Below are 22,324 nucleotides of genomic sequence, written 5' to 3' on the forward strand. Positions count from 1 at the left end.
CGGCAATTTCGACCAGGCTCTTAGACGCGCTGATAGCTTCGGATGGCGGTTTTTCTCTCCAGCGGAACCAAGCATTTCGACAATGGACAGGGCAATATCCCCAAATTGAAACTTTCTGAACGAAGTTCAGAGTCAAACGTTCTTTAATCTGTCAGATAAAGGCGAGAATCCGCTGACGAATCGGCAAAGCTATTAGCAGCAGGATCACACACATGCGTCGCGCTTCTGTCATTGATTCAAGGATTTCTGGGAAGCTTGCAAGCGGAGCGATGCCCATCACTGCCACAGTCGTTGGGCTTGTTCTTTGCGTCGCAATATTCCTATCGGTTTGGATAGCCTCAGAAGACTCGGAGGCAGATCAGGCTTTCCGAGTAACCGTTGCATACCAGAACGGTGTCGCTGATCTGATGTCATCCATTCAAGACGCGGAGATAGGGCAACGAGGGTATCTTCTTACGGGTGATGAACTCTATTTAAATCCTTACAACGTCGCTATGGCGTCGTTGGACAACATCATTGACAAACTCGCCGAGGTAGATAGCACCCCTGTGCAGACATCAAATATCGCAGCGCTTCGAAGTCTCGTTGCGCAGAAGAAATCTGAGCTCCAGCAAAGCGTCGAGCTTCGTCGCTTGAATGAGGCAGCATCGATTGCACTCATGAGGTCCGGTCAGGGCAAAATCCTGATGGATGGCATACGGGCTGTTATCCTCCAAATGAAAGAAGATGGTGTCGCGCAGTTAGCCACGCGGCTGGACGCGGTCGCTCTCGGAAAGAGGCGAATGCAAATCCTGCTCGTACTATTCGCAACTCTCGCAGGGGGCTTGAGTATTCTCGTCGTGCGCGCGACGGTCACGCGCGCAAAAGCGGCCGAGAAGACGAGAGATGAGCTTCTGGGGCACGCCGATCGACGCCTGATGGCGGTCATGGCGGCGGACTTGGTCGGCTACAGCAGAATGATGGAAATTGACGAAGCAGACACACTCAATCGGCTCAAGTCGGCCAGACACGGCATTGATGCGATCATTGAGGACCACAGTGGCGTCATCATCACGACTGCCGGAGACAGCATCGTAGCGGCTTTTTCGAGTGCCCTGTCAGCAATCGATTGCGCTATTGAAATCCAAAAGCATTTGGGAATTCAAAACATCGACAGATCAGAAAATGATCAGCTTCGGTTCAGAATCGGGATGAATGTTGGCGACGTGATTATCGACAATGGGGATATTTTTGGCGACACGGTGAACATAGCGGCGCGGTTGGAAAGCATTTCAGAGCCTGGTGGAATATGCGTTTCACGATCAGTGAGAGATCATGTCAGAAAGCACCGAAAGCTAAAGTTTGAGGATGCGGGATTTCAACGGGTAAAGAACATTTCCAAACCCATCAGCACCTTCAGAGTCTACGCTGAAGATTGATGTCCTTTTCCTTCCGTACAACCTTGCAAGGTCGGCCACTTTGTATAGTATCGAGTGCGAAGCCGGACAGGTGGGGCGCTCGTCTGCCGTTTCGTTGGCCATCGCGAGAAACCGGAGAAACCGCGATGTTCACCATCCCTGTCGCGTACGGTTGACACGGCCCGCGCTCTGAAGGTGAACTCAATCAGTTGCAGTTTGTTCCGAAGTGATCGGGACCCAAGGGCCTGTGTTCGATTAAGGCCGTACGGTTACGATCTGAGCGTGCTTTGGTTTGCGAACCTGAGATGGTCCTTACCTCTGAGGGGAAGGTTCACCCTTGCGTGCGCAGACAGCCGAAAAACGTAAGCTGCTGTTTCAGACAATTCTTGGGCTTTCCCCTATGGCATCTAACGCCTAATTTAGGAGCTTGGTAGAATGTACTCAAATACATCAAAAGCCCGGTTGCTGACCAATCTTTCAAACGCTACGCGGCTTGAAATGCTCTCGCTCATGACTAAACGAGAAGTGTCTGTTGGTGAGCTTTGTTCAAAAATGACCATAAGCCAGTCTGCTGTATCCCAGCACCTGGCAAAACTGAGGTCGGACGGTTTGGTCAGCACACGCCGTAAATCTCAAATTGTCTACTACACCTGCACAAACGTAGGAGTGCACCGTGTTTTGAATTTGCTTGACGAAATTTTCAGTCCGGAATTTGCGGCTAAGAACATGTATGTATTTAAAGACACCACTACGAAAGTTGAAGCAAAACTCGACAGTCGGGACTTGGCGCGCGACCGATAACAGGCCAGTTTGCGATAATCAGTTCTTCGCGGATCTTGCCGCTGACCAGACGGCGTAAATCCTTGTGCGTTGGTACCGGATTGAACACATAAAGCCGTCTCGATGGCACGTTGCGGATGCGCAGAACGACGCGATAGTCGAGTTTGGCACTGGTCCAGGAAACCAAACCCCCCGCAGTAATCGGCGTATTGTGATCTGACCGCCCGCAAGAGTAACATGAGAGCCAAGGTGAGCTGAAGCAACGAACCGGGCAAGTTGCTGCACATCATCATCCCGACCTAGATCAACGGGTTTGCACCCCCTCTCGAAGGGACTACTGCGCGGTAAAGAAAGTAAGAAGCACCTTGCCCTTATCTCCAATAAGGCAAACAAAGCGATCCGGCTTTCCAGTCTGACCACCGCGAGCGATGTATGCATCGCCCATAATTACAGTCTTCACAGCAACGTCTTCAACTTTCGTGTCGGCCGCGCTAACTGCGAGCGTTTCCATATCGAAAACAAGGTCTGTTATCTCGGGCGCTCTCTGTTTGAGCGCAATGAGCCCTGTGGACTGGCAGGCTTGCACGGCAGCGTCATTGCTCGTCTGTGCGAAGCTTGTTAACGCGGTCATGCTGACGACGCTATAGACTGTGAGAGCTAGAATAATCTTCATAGTGATAACCCCAAACCACAAAACTGTATGTGGTCACAAGTCACTGGTCCGTTGTTGGTTCCCTAACCAATTGAACTTTACAGCGATACGCAAATTTGGAGAGCGGTGTAGTTGGGAAGCAATTAATACCGCCAGCCCTATCTCGCTTTATGCCTGCTCGATATCGGTTTTTGTAAAGTCATCGCCTTTGAACAGCAGTGGCAAACGATATTCCTTTGCCATCGCGTAAACAAAGCAGTCGCCCATGTTCAGCCGTGCAGGGCTGGCGACAATCTTCCCGTATTCTCTCGCAGCAGCGATCGACTTGACGTGGATCGACGCGTTCATGCTCATCTCTTTGACGTTGAGGGTCTCGAGCAAAGATGCGACGTCGACCTGTGCGTCATCGATACACTGTTGGGGAATAGGCGACTGCGCGCCGACAGTCTTGGTCGCCTCGTTGCGAGCCAGGCTTATTACGGCTTCATAGACAGTCAGGGGTGAGCAGAAAATCTGACGTTTGCTGTCCTCCAACTTGGCAATGTAATATCCCGCGTCTTCTTCTTCGGCCAGAATAGCTACGATAGCGGATGCGTCCAGGTACATTAGATTTCCCACTGCTCATCTAAGAACGCCTTCATATCGAAAGGCTCTGATTTTGGATTAGGGCCAATTCGGCTGCGTACCCGATCCTGAATTTCCTTGATCCTCTCTCTCAAAGGCACCGTTTCCTTTGCGCGATCAAGTTCATGCTGAAGCGCTCGGCGCACAGCCTCGGTTTTGTTCGGGGCCTTCGTGATTTTCATGACCTCGACGGCCAGATCATTCACGCTGTCATCTTTAATATAGAGTTGGGCCATGCCAATTACTCCTAATTTGTATATACGGATATATGTCATAGGATATCCGTATATACAATAATGGATTGCTAGAACAGGCGAATTTGCCCCGTTTTTTCAACCGCATACTCCTGCGTTGGTAGGTCGTTGGTCGTGAGGGACACAAGCGACACAGGCGGAGGGACGGACGAACAAAGCTCTTTCATCTTGTCGATCTGATCCCACAGCTTAAACTTTGCGTCCCGGCGGGACGTAGGAGGCGGGTTAGTCAATCGCCTTCATAATATTGCGGAGACTTTTCAAGCTCCTGCGCGATGAACACGACCGCGAACAGGGGAAACTTGACCGTCACGCGTCGTTCAAGGTTCTTACGACGCACCCTTCCTCTTGCTTCCTTGCTCCAGCGCCGAATAGGCCGCTGTCACCAGTTCCCACGTCACCGCATAACCACAACCCGGCGACCAAAGATCGAGGATTTCTTGAGGGCACTTTTCACCCCGCGTAACGAGTGCCGCATGCAAGACACGCGGTCCCGATGGCTGTGTATGGGGATTTCTCCAAGCCAGCAAGTAGCGGACCATTTCGGGTGTCGGACTAGATTTCATAGGTACGATCGCCATTGGGCAGATCACAAGCGATGTCGATGTGCATGTTCTTGACCTCAAAATCGGTATAGCGATCCGTAGCCACTTCGCCGCGACCCTAAAATCAGGGTGGCTGAAGACATCCTGTTCACCCTGATAACCCGCATGTTCGACCACAACATATTTCAAAGAAGGCTGAGGGCTCACGAAACACTCCTAATTTCCCCGTTGGCGTTCACTCTCAAATTTGATTGGGAATAGGTATGTATTCCCGGGCAAAGGGGGGAGGGTGAAGCCAGCCCACTGGCGGATTGGTCCGGCGTCACAGGGGTCATGGAGGCAACAAAAAACGGAAGGTTCGGCCGAAGGGTGAAAGCCTTTTTTTGACGGAGTGACAGCGCGCAGCGCGCTTGCCCCATGATCGCCGGAACGATCCGAATGCAGGGGGGAAACCAGGCAAACAGGAGAATGTGCGCCGCAGTCGCGATACATCGCGTGCGGGCGCGCCCTACTTTCTTCAGTCGTGCCGACTGACTGCACCAGTGACTACTACATTTGATAATTGTTCCTGAGGAATGGAAGTGGTCTGTTTGCTGAGTTGATACAAAACTCGAAGATCTTAAATTGCGACCGGATCTGCCGTGGGAACTGCACGCCTGTGGTTAAGCAAGCGCCGCGACATCACGAATGCTGAATGAAGGCTGTCAGGACGGGACTATTATCATACCATTCAGAACAGAGAGAATATCATCATGCTGGCGAAGGCTATAAGCAGTATTATGTAAAACGGACGAAACAGATAGAAGCGCTGCCAATTCGTGAGGCCGAGAGCATTGATATAAACACGTTCATCAAGCTTAACATTGTCCGCGCCGCTATCGACGGAAAAGTCACCGCCGTTACTCTTATAAAATCGGTATTCCTTGATCTGCGCGACAATTTGGTGAGCCGCCAGAAGAATGACCGCCAAAAACGCTGCTGAAAAAATCAATATCTCCAATAACATAACTCGATAACGCCTCTCTAATTCGCAGGGCAGGGATAAATAGCAGCCAGCGCCTCAATCACCAATGTCGATCCTCTCCCTTTAAGACGGTCTGGCGTGACGCTTCGAAGATGCGTGTACACGCGGTCTGTAAACTCATGGGGGAGAACCGATCCGGCCCCACACCACCCCGTCCCGCTGGTAGCATCAGCCACCCCAGCTATATAAGCACTACCGCGCGCGCCTGACATGATACGATCAGCCTCACTGTGCAGAGCGCCATCATCGGACTTTCCTTCGAGCGCCTTGAGCAGTTCAGTTCCGCTGATTGCCCAGTCGCGGCCGGGATCGTTGCCTGATTGTGCTGATGCAACATTGATCGCCAAACCTATCGACAGTATCGCCGCCGGAAAGGATGTCCGGAATTGGTACGCTGCTGTCATCTTCCGCTCCGTTGATCTGGCTGCACCGGCGTTACTTCGACGCAGGCGGTTATTCGACGTGAATGACCCAATGCACGCTGGAACGGGCAACATCAGATCGTGTATCGCTCATAGGCTTCGAGCAGGAATTTCTTGCCTTTCTCGGTCGAGCGCGACGCGTCGACGAATGCGGAAAACGAGCCTGCCTGATCCCGCATACTGTCGAGTTGGGCGATCATTTCCTTGCTCCCGAATACGACGTGAAAGCGCTCGCCAGCGGGCAGCCAGACAAAAAGCGGACTTGGTGAGAATTCCAGAATGACGTCCTCATGGAAAACTTGAAAAAGACTGTCCCATGCGCGAACCGGATCGATACTGGTGGTTTTCTCCGGCTGCTTGCCGAACTCGGCATGATAGATAAAGACAGACCCTCCAGAAATTCCAGCAATCCTTGCCAGGCCAAGGAACGCGGCCTTGTCGAGAACATCAGGCAATATCTGAGCTTTGAATCCAAAGGCCTGAAGGAATTCAGGACGTAGAAGCCGATTTTCATCAAGCGCGTTATCAAACAGTGTAGCCACTATACTTCACCATACATTTTTGACAGGGCTTGTCGCCCCCCCGTCGGGGGTACAATAGTGAAATTTTGCAACGATTCATAGGAGCAGGCCGTGCGCGATATGGCCCGCCTCTGCATCGTTGAATCTATTCGAATACCATGCATCGGGGCGTGTACTGTAGGCGCATAGCCAAAGCGCAGGTCAGGGGATATTATCCAACGAAAGGGTAGCGCATGAATGCAACGAACGAAGTCCAGCCGCGCAGTTAGAATTTCAGATCGTAGATCGCTTAACGCTGTTGGAAATCTACATTTCAGGTTAGTAGAAATCGCAGCAGAAGCAAAAAGATGATTTCGAACGCTTCGCCCTTCTGGTGGAGAAACCCGGGCTGGCGGGCATATGCACTTAAACCACTTTCATAGGTTTACGGCAGGATCTCTGGTAAAACGATGCGGCGCGAGAACCGTCCATCAGTAGATGTTCCGGTAGTCGGTGCCGGTAACTTCACAGTCGGGGGAGCTGGTAAAACCATGATCCCGAGTACACATTCGCCTCGTGGCCAGAATGGAAAACGCTCGCGATCCACTGCAAGAGCTGCGACCGGGTTGCGCCTGTCAACCGCTGGGAGATTGCCCGAAAACAACGAAAACAGTGTGTCATCACGATGCTGCTTCCCAAGCTACGATGCGAATGTGGCGTGAGTGGCAACAGCGAATGGCTCGTTGGGAAGAACCCTCGATAGGTGATGGGGTAGACTGGGCAGCGCGGTCCGGGGTCCCGGTCGGTCCCGAGGCAACAGGCACAGTGCGAAGATAGGAGTGTGAAACAAAATGCATAAACGACGAATTCAACTTAAAGACAAAAGCGAGCTCACACTTCGGGATATCCGTCTTGCCACTATCGAAATCGCGTGCGAGCCGTGTCAGCGCCGCGAATATTGCGAGAGGTCAAAGCTTGTTAAGCGATTTGGCGCTAATGCGTCCCTGATGCGCATAAGGCGGCGAATGGCTTTAGGTTGTGAGCGGCTTTGCCACCCGGACGGCGATCGCTGCGGGACACGCTTCCCTTATCTGGATGAGCTTTGAGCTCAGTGACGCATTTTCATGAGAGGTTGGGCATCATCTAAATTACCGTTACTGAGAGCATCATTTGTGGTGAACCCAACTGACGTTTGTTAGTTAATCAATATCTAGTTGCAGTCTTCACACGAAGCTCCCAGCGTGCAAATGGGATCAAAACGCAACAAAAGTTTGGAGCGACATGAGGGACATCGAAATCGAGCCAGCGCTAAAAGATTTCTTCGGAAGTTCTTCTATAGCCTTGGCATTGGCAAGCACAGAACTAGATAATCCATTGGTCTTAGCAAGTCAGCAGTTCTACGCGCTAACCGGCTACGAAAGCAGTGATGTGATCGGTCGTAATTGCCGTTTTCTTCAGCAGCGCCCGAATGGCGAATATGCTGAGAACGACAGTGCTAAGCGAAAGTTGCACGCGTTCATACATGGCGGGGATGTGACCGTACGAGCGCCGATCGTTAATTTTCGCAAAAACGGCAGTCCGTTCGTCAATCTACTATTTATGTCAAAGTTAAAAGCCTCGAATGGCGAGGTTCGCTATATCATCGCTTCACAGTTCGACGTGAGCAGAACCCATGCGGACCTCTTGCGAGCCTACGACGACGCTCTTGGCGAAACTCTATCGCGTCTGAGGCCGCTCCTTGATGAACACAACGTGATGGTGGAGGGCACGTTGTCGACAATTGCCAATTCAACAACCACGATCGCACAGGCGAAATTGACATTGGCTGAATTGGAAACCAATTCGCCGTATTAGTCGACCAGCATTGCTAAAGAGCCCGAGGAATAATATTGGATAATAGTCTCGAACCCGAGCAATCTATTCCCGTAGTTGGAATAGGTTCGTCAGCTGGTGGCCTTGAAGCTCTACGAGAGATGTTCGCCGCAGCCGAGGTGCCAACCGGGCTTGCTTTTGTGGTTGTTCAGCATCTCGATCCTCATCATCAAAGCATGCTTGCCGAGTTACTGGATCGGCACACACAGCTATCCGTACGACAATGCGACGGGGGAGAGGCAATCGAGCCCGACACTGTCTTCATCATTCCACCTGGCAAGAGCCTGAGCATTGATCGTGGAAGACTCGCACTAAAAAACTTTGAAGAGCCACGCGGCCTGCGTAGGCCGATTGACGATTTTTTCATCTCGCTTGCCAGCGACCAGAACGCCAACTCCGCCTGCGTGATCCTGTCCGGGACAGGTGCCGACGGCTCAACTGGTCTGAGAGCGGTCAAAGAAAACGGCGGTCTCTGCGTCGTTCAGGAACCTTCGACGGCCAAGTATGATGGTATGCCAGTAGCCGCAACCGGTACAGGGCTGGTGGACTTCATTCAGCCCCCGGATCAAATCCTCAACTGTATCGGAAAGTTCTTCTTCAGAAAGAACCAAGGCGCTGACAAGAAAGAAGCCTCGAATGTTGCCGATCACGTCGACGATCTTTGCACAGCGCTGCGGAGCGTCGTTGGCCATGACTTTGCTGACTATAAACGAACGACCTTCGTACGGCGGGTCGAGCGCCGCATGCATGTGTTGGGTATTGACAAGGGTGCAGACTATCTTGAACGCGTCCAGAATGATCATGCAGAATGCGAAGCGCTATTTCGCGACTTGCTGATCAACGTCACACGTTTTTTCCGCGACAGGCCATCTTTCGAAGTTTTGGCGGAACGGGCCATCCAACCGCTGTTAAGGGAAGGCTCGCAGTCAGAAGATGGCGTGCGTGTATGGATTCCTGGCTGTTCGAGTGGCGAGGAAGCCTACACGATCTCAATCCTCTTTGCAGAAGCAGCCCGCAAACTTAACCTGCCTTGCAATGTGCAAATTTTTGCGACGGATATCGACGAAAGCATGTTGAAGATAGCGCGAGAGGGTTCTTATCCAATCGCCTCTCTTGCCGACATCCCGCACGATTTGCAGGAACATTACGTCATTCCTCATAAGGAACGCTTCAACTTTGTAGGCCAGATCCGCGACATGATCCGGTTCTCCGGCCATAGCCTGATCAAGGATCCGCCATTCTCGAAGATCGATCTGATCTCCTGCCGCAACTTGCTGATCTACTTCGATGATAAGCTGCAGAAGCGGGTGATGCCTCTGATGCATTATGCCATTCGACCCGGTGGATACCTGTTCCTGGGATCGTCCGAGAGTGTTGGCCGCTTCGACAATGTTTTCTCCGTGATCGACCAGAAAGCGCGGCTATTCGAGCGGCTGCCTGGCTCTCCAACATATCCCATCGCCCTTCCAGGCGAGCGGCGTGATCTCCGACGGCCGCAGGTCACCACCTCCGCACCAGATTCAAGCAACACCGTCGAGCAGCAGGCTACAGCTCGCTTAATAGAGAGATATGTGCCGGCCAGTGTCGTTCTCGATAACTATGGCCAGATCGTCGCGGCATACGGCAGACTAAGCCGCTTTTTCGAGTTTCCTGTTACCGGTGTCAGCGAATCGAGTGCGGCGACGTTGGCGCGTCCCGGCGTCCGCGAGCAGTTAGGACCGCTCGTGCGTCAGGTTCAGTCCGCCAAAAAGCGCGTTCTGGCCCGCGGCGTCGAGGTGCTCACGGATTTCGGCACACTCAAAACTGACATTATTTGCGATCCGCTTGAAGCTGGCTCGTTTCTCATAGTCTTTCAGGAAATCGATCAGTTCACCCAACGTGATGCAGGCGATCTTATCGACCTTGAGCCGAACAACGGCCACGTCGAGGGCCTAGAGCGCGAACTGCGATCGGCAAAACATCGTTTGCGTTCGGCGACTGAGGAGCTTGAAACTGCAAATGAAGAGTTAAAAAGCTCTAATGAAGAGATGATGTCGATGAACGAGGAGCTTCAGTCGACTAACGAGGAACTAACAACGGTCAACGACGAGCTTAAGACGAAGGTCGACGAGGTGACGGTTGCCAATACCGACCTTAGAAATTTCTTCGAATCTACCAGCCTTGCAGTGATCGTGTTGGATAGGGAGCGTCGACTTCGCTCCTACACCAAGGCTGCAACATCTATTTTTCCGCTCCAACCGACAGACCGGGGACGTCCCCTGTCCGACGTTGCAAGCCGGTTGCTCAGCTTCGACTTGACGTCTCGTGTTGAGAGCGTAATGGAGAACGGAGCAGAGTATCAGGAAATGGTATCCGATCGCGATAGCGACCGGACGTTCTCGCTGAGGATCCTACCTTACCGCACGAATGATGGAACGATTGACGGCGCGACGATCGTCCTGACTGATATTAGCCACGCGATTAGCGTAGAGAGCCAGCTCGCGGCCGAGCGAGATCGCCATGACTTGGCGATTGAGGCCTCAGGCATTGGTGTCTGGGAGTACGTTCCTAGCAAGCAGCAGTTCGTGTTCGGAGGTGCTGCGATGGCACTGCTGCAAACTGCGGACGAACGTCCCTCGTTGAACGCATTCTTAGCCAGACTATCAGAGAATGACAGCGAACGGATGCGCGCCGCGCTTGCCCATGCGGAGGCCGACGCCCATGAGGCGTTCGAGATCACGACGCGGCTGGAAGGCAATGGGCGCTTCAGCTGGATAAAGACTTTTGGCCGCTATGTCGAAGACAGTAACCCGCCGCGCATCATTGGTGCAAGCGTCGACGTGACGGCGGAGAACGAGTTGGCCGAAGCGCGCGAACTGATGCTGAGCGAGATGAATCATCGTGTGAAGAATCTCTTTGCGATGATTGGCGGTATCTTGCGCGTAGCAGCTCGCAAGCACGAGACGACCAAATCCCTTGTTGATGATGTTGAAGGCCGGTTAGTGGCACTTGGAAACGCCCACACGCTTGCTTCGAACCAGCACCGTAAGGAGCCCGTTGACATGCAGGAGCTTGTCAAAATAATCCTCGCTCCATATTCGGATGCTGGGAGAGTCAGTATATGCGATAGCCCGTTCCCTGTTTCCACCAGCTGCATCACGCCTCTCACGCTTATTCTCCATGAATGGTCCACCAACGCAGTTAAGCATGGGGTCCTTGGAAGGAACGAGGGTGATTTAACAGTCACTTGGGCAGAGACAGAGGACGGTATGATTTTGATTTGGAACGAGGTCGGCAGTTCGGACGTTAAGGCCGACGGCCATGCGGGTTTCGGGACGGTTCTGCTTTCAACCTCGGCACGGCAGCTGGGAGCGAGGATCGAGACCCAAACCAATGGTCCGACCCTGTCGCATATACTGAAAATGCCAAGCTCGGTGAGATATGACGCATAAAACTGTTCTGCTGGTTGAAGATGAGATGTTCGTCGCTCTTGATATCCAGATGACCCTTGAAGACGAAGGCTGGCATGTTTCAGGACCGTACGCGAGCATTCGCGAGACCTTGAAATTTCTGGAAACGAACACCGTTGATTGTGCCATTCTGGACGTACGCCTGATAGACGGCGAAGTCTTTCCAGTGGCCGATCGCCTTACCAGTTCAGGAATTCCCTTCGTTTTCCACTCGGGACACGCAAACCCCAGCAAACTCGAACAGGACTATCCGCAGTCTCTTGTCTGTCAGAAACCCTGCCATCCGTCTACGCTGATCGGAAAACTCAACGACTTCACGACTACACGCCACGACGCATGATGCTCAACTTTCTGACCATAGCTCGTTGGTAGCTAAGATAACATCAGAGACAACGCTTCGTAATCGATCATCAATGCTTCCGGCTTGATCGTATTAACATGATCAAGCTGGTCCCGAATCCGGAGCTTGTCGAGAAGCTTACTGATGGCTGTATTGCCGTCGACGAGCGCAAGCGACGTCATTCAAGCGTTGGAAATGGTAAGCATATTCTCCATTGGGACACTGCCGCCTAACCTGCTCGTGATCGAGGGAACCATTTTTTCGCCAGAGGGTTTGTAGATCGCATCTCAATATGACGCAGGATTTAGGAGTTACTCAGTGAAAAACGTTATTCTCGGCCTAGCTTCCATTTTTCTTACTGCTGCCCCTAGCTTCGCCCAGAGTGAAACACCAACGAGCTCACAGACGACACCAGCAGTATCCTCTTCCGGCGAACAAAATCCTGGCGCTCCTGTCGCAGGAGCGAACAGCTTCACCGAAGATCAAGCAAAGTCCCGCATCGAGGAAGCTGGATACGTTGACGTTTCGGACCTCAAGCTCGACACACAAGGCGTGTGGCGTGCCACAGCTACCAAAGATGGAAAACAGGGCAGCGTTGCTCTGGACTTCCAAGGCAACATTGTTGCAGCGGATTGAGCCAAGTATCCACCAACGCAAATTCAAGGACCATTAACAATGCGCACTATTACCGCCCTGTACGATTCATATGAGGCTGCAAAGGATGCGGTCGAATCTCTCGAAGAATCTGGTGTACCATCTGACCACATCAGCATTATTTCCAATAAGAACGGCAAACAAGAGGTCGAAGGCCAAGGCAACAATGCCGCCGAAGGGGCTGGCGCAGGTGCAGGACTGGGTGCAGTCGCGGGTGGCGCTGGCGGCCTTCTTACCGGACTTGGTCTATTGGCGATCCCAGGCGTGGGCCCAGTTGTCGCCGCAGGTTGGCTGGCGGCAACGGCGGCAGGTGCAGCTGCCGGTGCAGTCGTCGGAGCAGCAGCAGGCGGTATTGTTGGCGCTATGATTGAATCCGGCGTTTCCGAGAATGAGGCGCACGTTTATGCAGAGGGTGTACGTCGTGGTGGCGCTGTCGTTGCAGCCAAGGTTGAGGAAGATAAGGTCGCCAGCTCTCAGGCTATCCTCCGCAATCCACAATCTGTTGATGTCGCTGCGCGGCGTCAAGCCTACAGCAATGAAGGTTGGACGAGATTTGATGATACGGCTGAGCCGTATACTACAGAGCAGATCAATGCGGAACGCGGACGTTACCGGCGCGATCCACTAGCCTGATGAGAGTCAGGTGTTAGCGATTAGGGCCACTCAACAGAGTGGCCCTTTTTACATGGGAGATCTATGTTTCCTTAGCGTCGTGGAGCGAACTTAGATTGGCTACAACGTAGGTACAATGAAAGGCATCGCGCCGATTACTTCGCACCAACCAAACTCAATACAAACTCTCTAAACGAAATTGTTGCAATCAGTGATCCATCAGACGCAGTGACCTCTAGGCTCCAACGCCGGACCAATTGGCCTGCAAGAATTTGATTTGCGATTATTTCTCGCGCGTCGGCGCTGGCGGGAGAGCACTCTCTCTACTGGCATATTCCGAACCGTCGTCATCTGCTATGAGTTCGTCGTTTTTTCGTAAGTGAAAGAAATATCGCTCCATCGATGCTTCGCAATCTTGAGTTTTCGTGGAACACGACCGCATTTCACGGTTCAGCCAAGTGTCATGTCGTTGAACTCGAAGCGTCTATGAATGTTCCTTAAGTCTAATATATCGTGGACCCAAGAGCATAATTCATCAAATCTGGACAACAAAAAGCCCTCCGAGGGGAGGGCTTTAAAGAGTGCTGCACAGAGGATTATGAGCAAACAAGACGTTGAGAAAGTCTCATCACTTCAATGCGTGAGCTCCGATGTCGTTCCAGAATATTCATGCATTTCTCTCGTCTACGCAACTGCGTAGATAAAGGGTTTGCGGGCATTATCGTCCAAGATCGAATATGGACGAAAAGGGCGTCAGGCTGTTGATCTTTTTAGCAGGTCGCGCGTTTGTTAGCGACACGACCATGGAGACGAAAGCTTTGCGCCTGTATCAATGCGATGTGAGTGGACTTCCGCTCTATTTCGATAATCATTTTAGCGTGGGTGCCGATGCCTCACCCGTTGGTTTTGTTCCCGACACCATGACCCTGCACACCTTGAATGACGCTGGAGACGGTCTCTGGAGCATTCTGTCGCGCCCAGGGGAAAAATGGCGTTTTTGCGCAAATGCAGCAATTGATGGCAGTAACTGGTTAGTTCGGTCGGACGATCCCCACACTCTTGCAATCCCGGCTCGTTACAATCGGCTCATCCCAAACACGGATTTACCACAAGGCTTGGAGCGGTTTAAGAAAATCGGCTCGGCTCAGCGACAACTTTTCTACTCTATCCTTAGGTTTGGATTGCCGTGCCCCGGGCGTGATGTGGATCCACATGCTGGACTGGTATTCGATTTCCTTGAAGACGTAGTCGACGGGTTGGGCAATCTTGTTCCGGCAATGACTGGGCACGAAGACGGTCTGATCAGTTTGCGCGCAGCAGAGGCTGACGACGTTGTGCGCGAGACAGTTCGTGTTTCCATGGGTGAGCCATACCGCACTCTGCTCGGACATTTTCGCCACGAAATCGGCCACTTTTATTTTCAGCAGCTTGTCGAAAACAGTGACATGATCGCCGAAGCGCGTTCGCTATTTGGCGACGAGAGGGAGGACTACGAAGCTGCCCTGCAGCGAAACTACTCGGAAGGCCCTCCCGCTAACTGGCAGGAAAACTTTATTTCCACCTACGCAAGCTGTCATCCATCGGAAGACTTTGCCGAGTGCTGGGCGCATTTCTTCCACATTGTCGATACCCTTGAATCGACGAGAGCATTTGGTCTGTCTATCGAACCCTTCAGGCATCACGAGCTGGATGCTGAGGTAGACTTTGATCCTTACAGAGCAGATAACGCGCAGCAACTCGTCAACGCATGGGTGCCGATCAGTCTGGCATTGAACACATTTCAAAGATCAATGGGGCAGAGCGATATCTACCCGTTTGTTTTGCCGCCGCCCGTTGTCGATAAACTTGATTTCATTAATCGTCTCATAGTGAGGTCTAGACAGCACTAATATGATTGCTGTGCGATGAGCAGATGATGGGTCATGTGCCGATCAGTCCGCCTGGGCTTCGTCAGCGGCGTCCGCTTTACGTGCACCGATCCGATATGGTCCCGCTCGTTTCGACAACTCGGATGATTTCCAGGTCAAGGTAATCTCGCCTCGCGCGATCATGCTGTCGACGGTCTCGTGGACGGATGGCATGTATCTCCGCCATGAAAAGGGAGCATCGTTGTCCTTCGCGATGCTCCGCGCAATTTCGCTTGGGCAGGTCGTGCCATCTGGACGACTTGCAACAAAGCGTAAAATCTTTTCCTCAATAGTCTCCGTCATCGAAATTACCTGTAACCTGCAAAGACCTAAAAGTTACTTGGCGAGCACAACGCTAAATGATCATGGTAAGCGGAACGTCGACCTCTGTGGCGAATTAAAACCCAATGAAAAATTCTCTTTTGTGCCAAACTTATCGAGACCTACCTAGTTGATATAGGTATTTCTTTTAAAGCGATGAGGGCCGATGTGATTGAAGTTAGTAAAAACTATTCTATGCCTTCAGGCCGACAGATAACGATCATCTCAGTAGGACGAACAGAGGTTACCTACGAGGTCGCAGGGTGTAAAACTTCGAAACCTTTTCAGAAATCCATCGAGGAATTCTTGATAATGACGAGGAAATACGTGTTTTGCGTATGACCACAAACCTACTTTAAAAGATCGATCCTCAGGCTAGTTTTTCCCGTCGTAGGGACCTTAATTCACATCGTTCAGACTTACGGGCGACACGCCATCAGCAGCAGTGGCTCTATTTAAAAGAATGCTGCGCATCAGTGATACTATCGCGCTGGTTTTTGTCACATCAAGGCGGCTCTCTACCTCACTGCCAAGGCGGACGCAGAGGTCCAGAACCTGACTGCGTTCTTCTACGCGAACCATCTTCCACTCCGGAAACACGCGGTCTTCGGCAGCCGCGAACTCGACTAGCCGAACATGGCTATGCCGCAAGTCTGAGCAGATCTTTTCAAATGTCACTTCCAGTGCCGCCAACGGCCCTTCCAGAACTTGTATGAATGTGCAGTTGGATGCGATCAAAGCGCCAGTGAGATCGGCTCGCTGATTAGCCTGTGCGGCGGAAGCAACGATGGCGGCTATCTGCTGCTCGATGGGGCCGTCGGCCTCTTTGAGAGAAAATTCGCTTCGATAAAGCAATCGATAAAGCGGCATGTTGTTTCTCCTACGCCACAGCCTTGGCTGTTGTATGGAACATCGCTCGAATGGTTTCCCCTTCAACTGGTCGGCTGATGAGATAACCCTGGATCTGATCACATCCTTCCGCAACGATGAATGCGCGCTGTTCGTCAGTCTCTACGCCCTCGACTGTAACCGTCATGCGTAGCCTCGCGGCCAACGATGTAATTGCCTGAACGATTGCAACCGCATCATTGTCCCCCGGCACTTGCCTTACGAATGATTGGTCAATTTTGATTTTACTGAACGGAAAGCGACTAAGGTAGCTGAGGGACGAATAACCAGTGCCGAAATCGTCCATCGATATACGAATGCCCATGCTTCTCAGAGCGTGCAATATGTTATAAGTCACGGCCTCATCTTGCAGAAGAGCGCTCTCGGTGATCTCAAGTTCGAGCCGGGACGCGGGGAAGTCCGTTTCCGCGAGAATCCCTGCGACTGTTCGTGCGAGCCCACTGTCGCGTAACTGAACGGCCGAGAGGTTGACGGCGACGGTGATATGGCTTGGCCAGGTTTTGGCCTCAAGGCACGCCGTCCGCAGAACCCATTCCCCTAGCGGTGCGATCAAGCCGATCTCTTCAGCGAGCGGAATAAAGTCTGCAGGCGACACCAAGCCGCGCGTCGGATGACGCCATCTGACTAAGGCCTCTGCGCCTTGGAACCGCCCGCTCTTGGGATCGACCTGCGGCTGGTAGAAGACTTCGAACTCCTCTCGCGTCAAGGCCCGCCGCAGATCTAGTTCGAGTGCACGACGAGCATTAGCTCGATTGCTCATCTCTCGCTCAAAACGGCAAGCAACGCTGCCACCATGTCCCTTTGCTGCATAAAGAGCGAGATCGGCATGTCGCGATATGGTTTCGGGATCCGCTGCATCTTCCGGCGCTATTGCAATCCCAACGCTCGTTGCGATGTCGACAATACTGCCGTCAATCAAAAAAGGGCGGGACAGAAGGTCAATAATCTTGTTAGCGATGTCGTCAGCCAGGTCGGCATTCGTAACAATGACTCCGAACTCGTCACCACCCAATCGGGCGATGGCTTCAATCGGTTCACCGCAAGCTATGATTCGCGCCGCTACGCGCTTCAGCAGTTTATCTCCCATTGAATGGCCAAGTGTGTCGTTGACAGCCTTGAAACGATCGAGATCAAGCAGCAGCAGAGCAAAAGCTTTGTCAGCAGTGGTTGCCCTGGAACACTTTACGGCCAATACCTCGCCGAAGCTGGCGCGGTTAGACAGACCAGTCAGGGGGTCGGAAAACGCCAGCGCTCGTATCTTTGCCTCAGTCTGCAACCGCTCGCTTTGGTCGCGGACAGCAATGACGATCCTATCTCGACTACCGACCTGAACCGTTTTACGCAGCACACGCACGGGGACGATATCGCCACCCGAACTGAGCAGAACGGTGTCCTGCTCTTCCTTTTCGGCTATCGCGTCGATGGTCAGATTTGGCAGAATACTCTGCAGCAGGCGCCCGGAAAGCTCATCTTTAGAGAAGCCTGTAATTTGCGCTAGACTGTCGTTGACCGAATCGATGATCTGATCTTCGCAAATGGCCAATCCCTCGACGGCGAGGTCGGCGAGTTGCTTCAGACGAACCTGATCCCGAATAATTTGAGCGCGGGCATTCAAGGCAAACCGCAGGCCCATGAACGCCAGAGCGACCAGAGCTGCGCTCACCAGGGCCAGTACGGGGGCCACTAGTTCAGGAGATAGGTTCGCCACAGGGATTTCAATGCGGGGATCGAATTCGATTTGCAAGGCGGCCATGCCACCGAAGTGCAGAAGCGCTATTGCAACGACTAGCAAGGGCGCTGCAAATGGCCGCAACGCTCGACGGCGCTCTCCTGGCAAAACCATTGCCAATCCAAACAGCGGCAATGACGCGAGGATTGAAAGGGCAACAAGTTCGATGTTCCAACTGACGACGCCTGTTACCATGTACGCAGATTGCCCCAGATAATGGAGGACTGTAATCGTTGTGCCGAGAAGCAATCCGGCACCAAAACGGTGCATCCTATTGCGACTTCCGATCGCATAGCTCAAGGCGAGCCCGATTCCTACGATGGTCAGGATAAGAGAAAGAACCATTAGTGCTGGATCGAAGCCGCTTGGCATGCCTGGATTAAATGCAAGTAAGCCGATCATATGCGTGGACCACGCCGTGCAGCCGGCAGCCGAGATAGCAATCGCGAGCCATAGCGTTTTGGCTCGCCCTTCCAGTCGACCAGCATGCTTGGCGATAGCGAACGATGCGTAGACACCAATCATGCAAACCGCGCCAGCTAGCAGTAGCAGGTAGTGATCGTGCGTTTCTTTGAGGCAGGTATAAATGGCTTGCATAAGGCTCTCCGAGAGGGAGATACCTTACGCTGCAGACATTAATACCGATGCCAGTGTGATTGGGCACTCAAAAACTTTAGTCAGCAAGGTTAAATAATTCTATCGGGATCGCTTACGCGACTGTAGTTACCTCGGCTTTTGAGAGCATTGATCGTGGCGGCGGGGATGGTGTCGGCTAGCAGAGGTTTTCCCCACATCATCACATCATGGCTGGATAGCCAACGCGAAATAACATTTGCGCTCGCTCTTCCTGCTACCGATGAAATTTGTACCTGAGCAGCGAATTGGACAGACAGGCGCTCTTCCCAACACATGATTACTCAACAAAATTTATTTCGACGCCAGGCTTAACCATTCCGCTCAGTTCCTCGACATCCCAATTCGCCAGCCGCACGCAGCCATGCGATCCGACCTTGCCGACCAATTCAGGCTCAGGCGTCCCGTGGATGCCGTAAGTCGGCTCGGTCAGGTCGATCCAAACGGTTCCCACCGGCCCGTTCGGCCCGCTCGGCAGTTCAAGGGTTTCCTTATTGTTGCCCTGCTGGAAATTGATCTTTGGATTGTAGGTATAGGTCGGCATGCGCGATACACCCTTGATCTTGTGAATGCCAGTCGGCGAGGGCGAACCTTCGCTTCCAATCGTTGCCGGGTAAACCGTAAGAAGCATACCGTCTTCAGCGAAAGCGAACACCTGCGCCGTCTTGCGGTAAACATCGATCCGCTTGACTAAACCGGTGCTGGTAGCGCCGGGGATGGCAACAGCTATCGCTTCGCCTGGTTTGAAGGACGCCGTCGGGTTTAGTGCCTTGATCAGCGCAATATGCATGTGGAAACGTTCTGCCAGCTTTTCTGCGATGCTGGTATAACCGAGATGGCCCATTCTGGCCTGCTCGGCATAGTCCTTTGGAATGCTCTCGACGATATTCTTGCCATCGTCCTCGGTAATTGCGTAGGCTTGGATCACTGGCGCATTATCGGCAGCGAGACGGCCCAGCACGTCAGGATCAAACTTCCCGTCCACAGGCAAGCGTTGAAGCGCCTCAAAACCGGCGATCGCTTTCGACAGATTATCGCCGAAATATCCGTCGATGACACCGGGAGACGAACCGGCGCGGTCGACGAGGACCTGCAGATGCACAATGGCTGGATTGGGCTCGGTCTGTTTTTCCACTTGCGCCTCGATCGGAAGGGAAGCGATGGCGGACGTATTAATGGCTTGCGCGTCAATCGGCGCTGCCACGGCTTGAGATGAAAGCATCAGGGCGGTGGTCAGTGATAGGTTTCGAAGGGCATTCTGCATGGCGAGCTACCGATTGGTGATAGACTCTCCACCGGCGATGGAGAGGATTATTTCGATAAAGACTGAATAAAGGCCGCCGTTTCCGACGGCCTTTATTTTGTGCCAGCGACGCCGCTCTATTTCAAATTACATGGCCCGATGTTCGGGTGAAAAATGTCCACACCAGTCATTGGTGGCTACCACCGGCCACAATCCGCGTTCATTAGCTTCGGGCTGGGTCACAGGTGGGTTGAACCGACAGAGACCTCCGTCGTCTGTATGCTGGCGCTCCGTCCCATGATCTTCAAAGAAGGCGCACTCGTTGCAAGCTGCTTTATTATGGTCCATCGCATTTTCTCCTTTGCTCGAGACATTTGTCAGGAGTAAAACGCGCGAACCGGCAAAAAGATCTCTGAGCCGACAGCTAGCTGTTAGATTGCTCTGATAACCGGGAGAGCGCGTTCGGGTCGCGCAACCATTGCGACCTAAAATTTTTACCCCAACCTGCTACGCTTGCATTCAGCCTCTGCGTGTTCGCGTAAGTGGTCATTTTGGGGATATTATCAGTGTAGCACGAGGTGAACGGGAACAGGCGGTCGATAAAATCGTTTGGTGGCGGTGCAGCGCGTCCCGCGCTTCTGGAGCCTCAAATGCGTAAACGCGTCGCCATCGTCGGGTCGGGCCCGACGGCCCTGTATGCCATTCAAGATCTCATCAAGTCGAAGTCAGCATTAGCAATTGTCATTTTCGAAGCTTCAGATGTGGCTGGCAAGGGAACGCCATATCAGCGCGGCATCAACGATCCGTCGATGCTCTCTAACATTCCAAGCGTCGAAATCCCTGATCTTCCTCAGTCCCTAGTTGCTTGGCTCGCGGCACAACCAGAAAAGTATCTTGAAGATTTCGATATAGAGCACGACGCCATATCTGATCGTGCCTTTTATCCACGCGTTGTCATTGGTGATTATTTTCGGGCACAATTCGAAACACTCATCGCGATGGGTGAGCAGGCGAAACATACAATCTGCGTTCGGGAACGCTGTCAGGTTTTAGACATCGCCCAGAGCGGTCATCATTTTGAGATCCAGTCTGGCGGCGAGGCAGCCTACGAGCTCTTCGACTACGTTATTGTTGCGACAGGGCACAGCTTTCCATCTGCGCCAGAGACATCACCCGGTTATTTTGTCGCTCCATGGCCCGCTACGGCCCTGAAGTCGGTCCCGAGCAGCAAAATCGGCATACTTGGTACATCGCTGAGCGCGATCGATGCTGTGATGACGATTGCAACGGCATTTGGCACATTTAGGCGTAGAGCAGATGGTTGCCTCGAATATTGCACCGACGATGGTCACAAGGAGTTTGAGGTCTCGATGATGTCGCGCAAGGGACTATTACCAGAGGCAGATTTTTACTTTCCGATACCATATGAAAGTCCGCTGATTTGCACGAGGCAGGCTGTCGACGCCCGCCTGGCGCTCGGCAGCAGTGGTCTGCTCGATGACCTGTTCGACTTATTCCGTCAGGAACTAACGTCGGCCGACCCAGAATATGCTCGGCTTATAGGACTAGGGGAATTGACTGTAGATACGTTTGCAGAAGCGTATTACGGCGTCAGGGACAGGTATGACCCGTTCGAATGGGCGGCATCCAATCTAGCGGAAGCAAAACATAATTACGCAGCGAAACACACCGTCGCATGGCGGTATGCGATCCTCATCACCCATGAAATCATCGAAAGTGCTGTAAACTTCCTCACAGCTGATGACCTTGCCCGGTTCAACAAGTCGTTTAAGAGCATTTTTGCTGACGACTACGCGACTGTTCCGCATCTTTCGATCGAGCGTCTGGTCGCGTTGCATCGGGCGAAGAAGCTGGAAATCGTGGCACTTGGCGACCGACCGGAGATTTCAACGGACAAGCTTGAGCGCGGTGCGACACTTACGTTCGAGGGCGGCACACTTCAGTTTGATACCTTCATCGACGCCACGGGTCAAAAAAACCTGTCAGCTGAAGATTTACCGTTTCCGTCTCTCCAAGATAGTGGCGTCATATCTCCAGCGCGAACCGTCACACCACGGGGAAACCAAACACGTTCCGGCGGGATCGATGTTGACGAAAAATGTCGGCCATTAATCGCCGGGACAAAGCCGGTGCGGCGTCTATACGTTCCGGCAGTTTCCTACCTCTTGCACAAGCGGCCTTTTGTCCAAGGCATCACCAGTGCTGCGGAGCTCGGCCAGACTGTCGCCCAATCGATCATTGACGACGTGACGCGATCAACCCGTCGTCGTCGTGCCGCAAGTCCGATCAAATCAAAAAACTCCCGCGCTTTCCAAACTGCATAGTCTCTACGCGAAAATTTTCTGTTGCGCACGTGACTGGTTGTCCGCAGTAACAGAGATTGGGATCCTTACGCGGAAGGGCGAGGACTGACGCAATTTCCAAAAGCCAGGAGAG

The 22,324-nt window shown here is 52.6% G+C and carries 20 protein-coding genes and 1 pseudogene; 10 read left to right on the forward strand and 11 right to left on the reverse strand.

Annotation, left to right across the window (positions count from 1 at the left end; translation table 11 throughout):
• Nucleotides 1–212: 212 nt before the first annotated feature.
• Nucleotides 213–1,418, forward strand: coding sequence for a CHASE3 domain-containing protein (locus tag ACZ5FM_RS23510; RefSeq protein WP_464041405.1), 1,206 nt, complete (start codon nt 213–215; stop codon nt 1,416–1,418).
• A 414-nt stretch (nt 1,419–1,832) separates the two neighbouring features.
• Nucleotides 1,833–2,198 carry an ArsR/SmtB family transcription factor gene (locus ACZ5FM_RS23515; protein ID WP_464041406.1) on the forward strand — a complete coding sequence of 122 codons (366 nt, stop codon included), beginning with the start codon at nt 1,833–1,835 and terminating at the stop codon, nt 2,196–2,198.
• Between the two features lie 313 nt (nt 2,199–2,511).
• Here the strand turns inward: ACZ5FM_RS23515 and ACZ5FM_RS23520 are convergent, their stop codons facing one another.
• The 6 genes from ACZ5FM_RS23520 to ACZ5FM_RS23545 form a co-directional block, all read right to left on the reverse strand.
• Nucleotides 2,512–2,850, reverse strand: coding sequence for a hypothetical protein (locus tag ACZ5FM_RS23520; protein WP_464041407.1), 339 nt, complete (start codon nt 2,848–2,850; stop codon nt 2,512–2,514).
• 147 nt (nt 2,851–2,997) lie between these two features.
• Nucleotides 2,998–3,435, reverse strand: coding sequence for a type II toxin-antitoxin system VapC family toxin (locus ACZ5FM_RS23525; protein ID WP_312948320.1), 438 nt, complete (start codon nt 3,433–3,435; stop codon nt 2,998–3,000).
• Complete coding sequence (locus ACZ5FM_RS23530; RefSeq protein WP_464041408.1) at nt 3,435–3,689, reverse strand: type II toxin-antitoxin system VapB family antitoxin; 255 nt, start codon at nt 3,687–3,689, stop codon at nt 3,435–3,437. The genes ACZ5FM_RS23525 and ACZ5FM_RS23530 overlap by 1 nt, the downstream gene beginning before the upstream one ends.
• Before the next feature lie 1,293 nt (nt 3,690–4,982).
• Nucleotides 4,983–5,258, reverse strand: coding sequence for a hypothetical protein (locus ACZ5FM_RS23535; protein WP_250984797.1), 276 nt, complete (start codon nt 5,256–5,258; stop codon nt 4,983–4,985).
• Between the two features lie 17 nt (nt 5,259–5,275).
• Nucleotides 5,276–5,680, reverse strand: a complete 405-nt coding sequence (locus tag ACZ5FM_RS23540) for a Rap1a/Tai family immunity protein (protein ID WP_464041409.1) — start codon at nt 5,678–5,680, stop codon at nt 5,276–5,278.
• Between the two features lie 92 nt (nt 5,681–5,772).
• On the reverse strand, nt 5,773–6,240 hold the full coding sequence (locus ACZ5FM_RS23545; RefSeq protein WP_250984795.1) for a hypothetical protein: 468 nt from the start codon (nt 6,238–6,240) through the stop codon (nt 5,773–5,775).
• 326 nt (nt 6,241–6,566) lie between these two features.
• On the opposite strand from ACZ5FM_RS23545, the pseudogene ACZ5FM_RS23550 reads away from it, so the two are divergent.
• The 7 genes and pseudogenes from ACZ5FM_RS23550 to ACZ5FM_RS23580 form a co-directional block, all read left to right on the forward strand.
• A pseudogene (locus ACZ5FM_RS23550) lies at nt 6,567–6,749 on the forward strand (tetraacyldisaccharide 4'-kinase); the annotation flags it as partial.
• Between the two features lie 730 nt (nt 6,750–7,479).
• Nucleotides 7,480–8,052, forward strand: coding sequence for a PAS domain-containing protein (locus ACZ5FM_RS23555; protein ID WP_312948330.1), 573 nt, complete (start codon nt 7,480–7,482; stop codon nt 8,050–8,052).
• Between the two features lie 35 nt (nt 8,053–8,087).
• A complete protein-coding gene (locus tag ACZ5FM_RS23560) occupies nt 8,088–11,501 on the forward strand; it encodes a chemotaxis protein CheB (protein WP_312948332.1) in 3,414 nt (1,137 codons plus the stop codon).
• The gene (locus tag ACZ5FM_RS23565; protein ID WP_312948334.1) at nt 11,491–11,859 is read left to right on the forward strand and encodes a response regulator; all 369 of its coding nucleotides are present in this window, start codon (nt 11,491–11,493) and stop codon (nt 11,857–11,859) included. The genes ACZ5FM_RS23560 and ACZ5FM_RS23565 overlap by 11 nt, the downstream gene beginning before the upstream one ends.
• A 348-nt stretch (nt 11,860–12,207) precedes the next feature.
• Nucleotides 12,208–12,495: a PepSY domain-containing protein gene (locus ACZ5FM_RS23570; RefSeq protein WP_464041544.1), complete on the forward strand. Its 288-nt coding sequence runs from the start codon at nt 12,208–12,210 to the stop codon at nt 12,493–12,495.
• Nucleotides 12,496–12,534: 39 nt separating this feature from the next.
• On the forward strand, nt 12,535–13,146 hold the full coding sequence (locus ACZ5FM_RS23575) for a general stress protein (protein WP_464041410.1): 612 nt from the start codon (nt 12,535–12,537) through the stop codon (nt 13,144–13,146).
• 797 nt (nt 13,147–13,943) lie between these two features.
• Nucleotides 13,944–15,014 (forward strand): zinc-binding metallopeptidase family protein, encoded by a 1,071-nt coding sequence (locus ACZ5FM_RS23580; protein ID WP_312948553.1) that lies wholly within the window; start codon nt 13,944–13,946, stop codon nt 15,012–15,014.
• 42 nt (nt 15,015–15,056) lie between these two features.
• Here ACZ5FM_RS23580 and ACZ5FM_RS23585 read toward each other — a convergent pair whose 3' ends face one another.
• The 5 genes from ACZ5FM_RS23585 to ACZ5FM_RS23605 all read right to left on the reverse strand — a co-directional run bounded on the left by ACZ5FM_RS23585 (nt 15,057) and on the right by ACZ5FM_RS23605 (nt 20,215).
• A complete protein-coding gene (locus ACZ5FM_RS23585) occupies nt 15,057–15,335 on the reverse strand; it encodes a DUF3253 domain-containing protein (RefSeq protein WP_464041411.1) in 279 nt (92 codons plus the stop codon).
• Between the two features lie 417 nt (nt 15,336–15,752).
• Nucleotides 15,753–16,223 (reverse strand): BLUF domain-containing protein, encoded by a 471-nt coding sequence (locus ACZ5FM_RS23590; RefSeq protein ID WP_312948340.1) that lies wholly within the window; start codon nt 16,221–16,223, stop codon nt 15,753–15,755.
• A gap of 10 nt (nt 16,224–16,233) precedes the next feature.
• On the reverse strand, nt 16,234–18,588 hold the full coding sequence (locus ACZ5FM_RS23595) for a bifunctional diguanylate cyclase/phosphodiesterase (RefSeq protein ID WP_464041412.1): 2,355 nt from the start codon (nt 18,586–18,588) through the stop codon (nt 16,234–16,236).
• Nucleotides 18,589–18,904: 316 nt separating this feature from the next.
• Nucleotides 18,905–19,888, reverse strand: a complete 984-nt coding sequence (locus ACZ5FM_RS23600) for a L,D-transpeptidase family protein (RefSeq protein WP_464041413.1) — start codon at nt 19,886–19,888, stop codon at nt 18,905–18,907.
• 126 nt (nt 19,889–20,014) lie between these two features.
• On the reverse strand, nt 20,015–20,215 hold the full coding sequence (locus ACZ5FM_RS23605) for a hypothetical protein (RefSeq protein WP_312948344.1): 201 nt from the start codon (nt 20,213–20,215) through the stop codon (nt 20,015–20,017).
• A 302-nt stretch (nt 20,216–20,517) separates the two neighbouring features.
• Between ACZ5FM_RS23605 and ACZ5FM_RS23610 the strand changes: the two genes are divergently transcribed.
• Nucleotides 20,518–22,212, forward strand: a complete 1,695-nt coding sequence (locus ACZ5FM_RS23610) for an FAD/NAD(P)-binding protein (protein ID WP_312948346.1) — start codon at nt 20,518–20,520, stop codon at nt 22,210–22,212.
• Nucleotides 22,213–22,324 lie beyond the last annotated feature (112 nt).

Source organism: Agrobacterium sp. 5Ca50, from assembly GCF_055381905.1.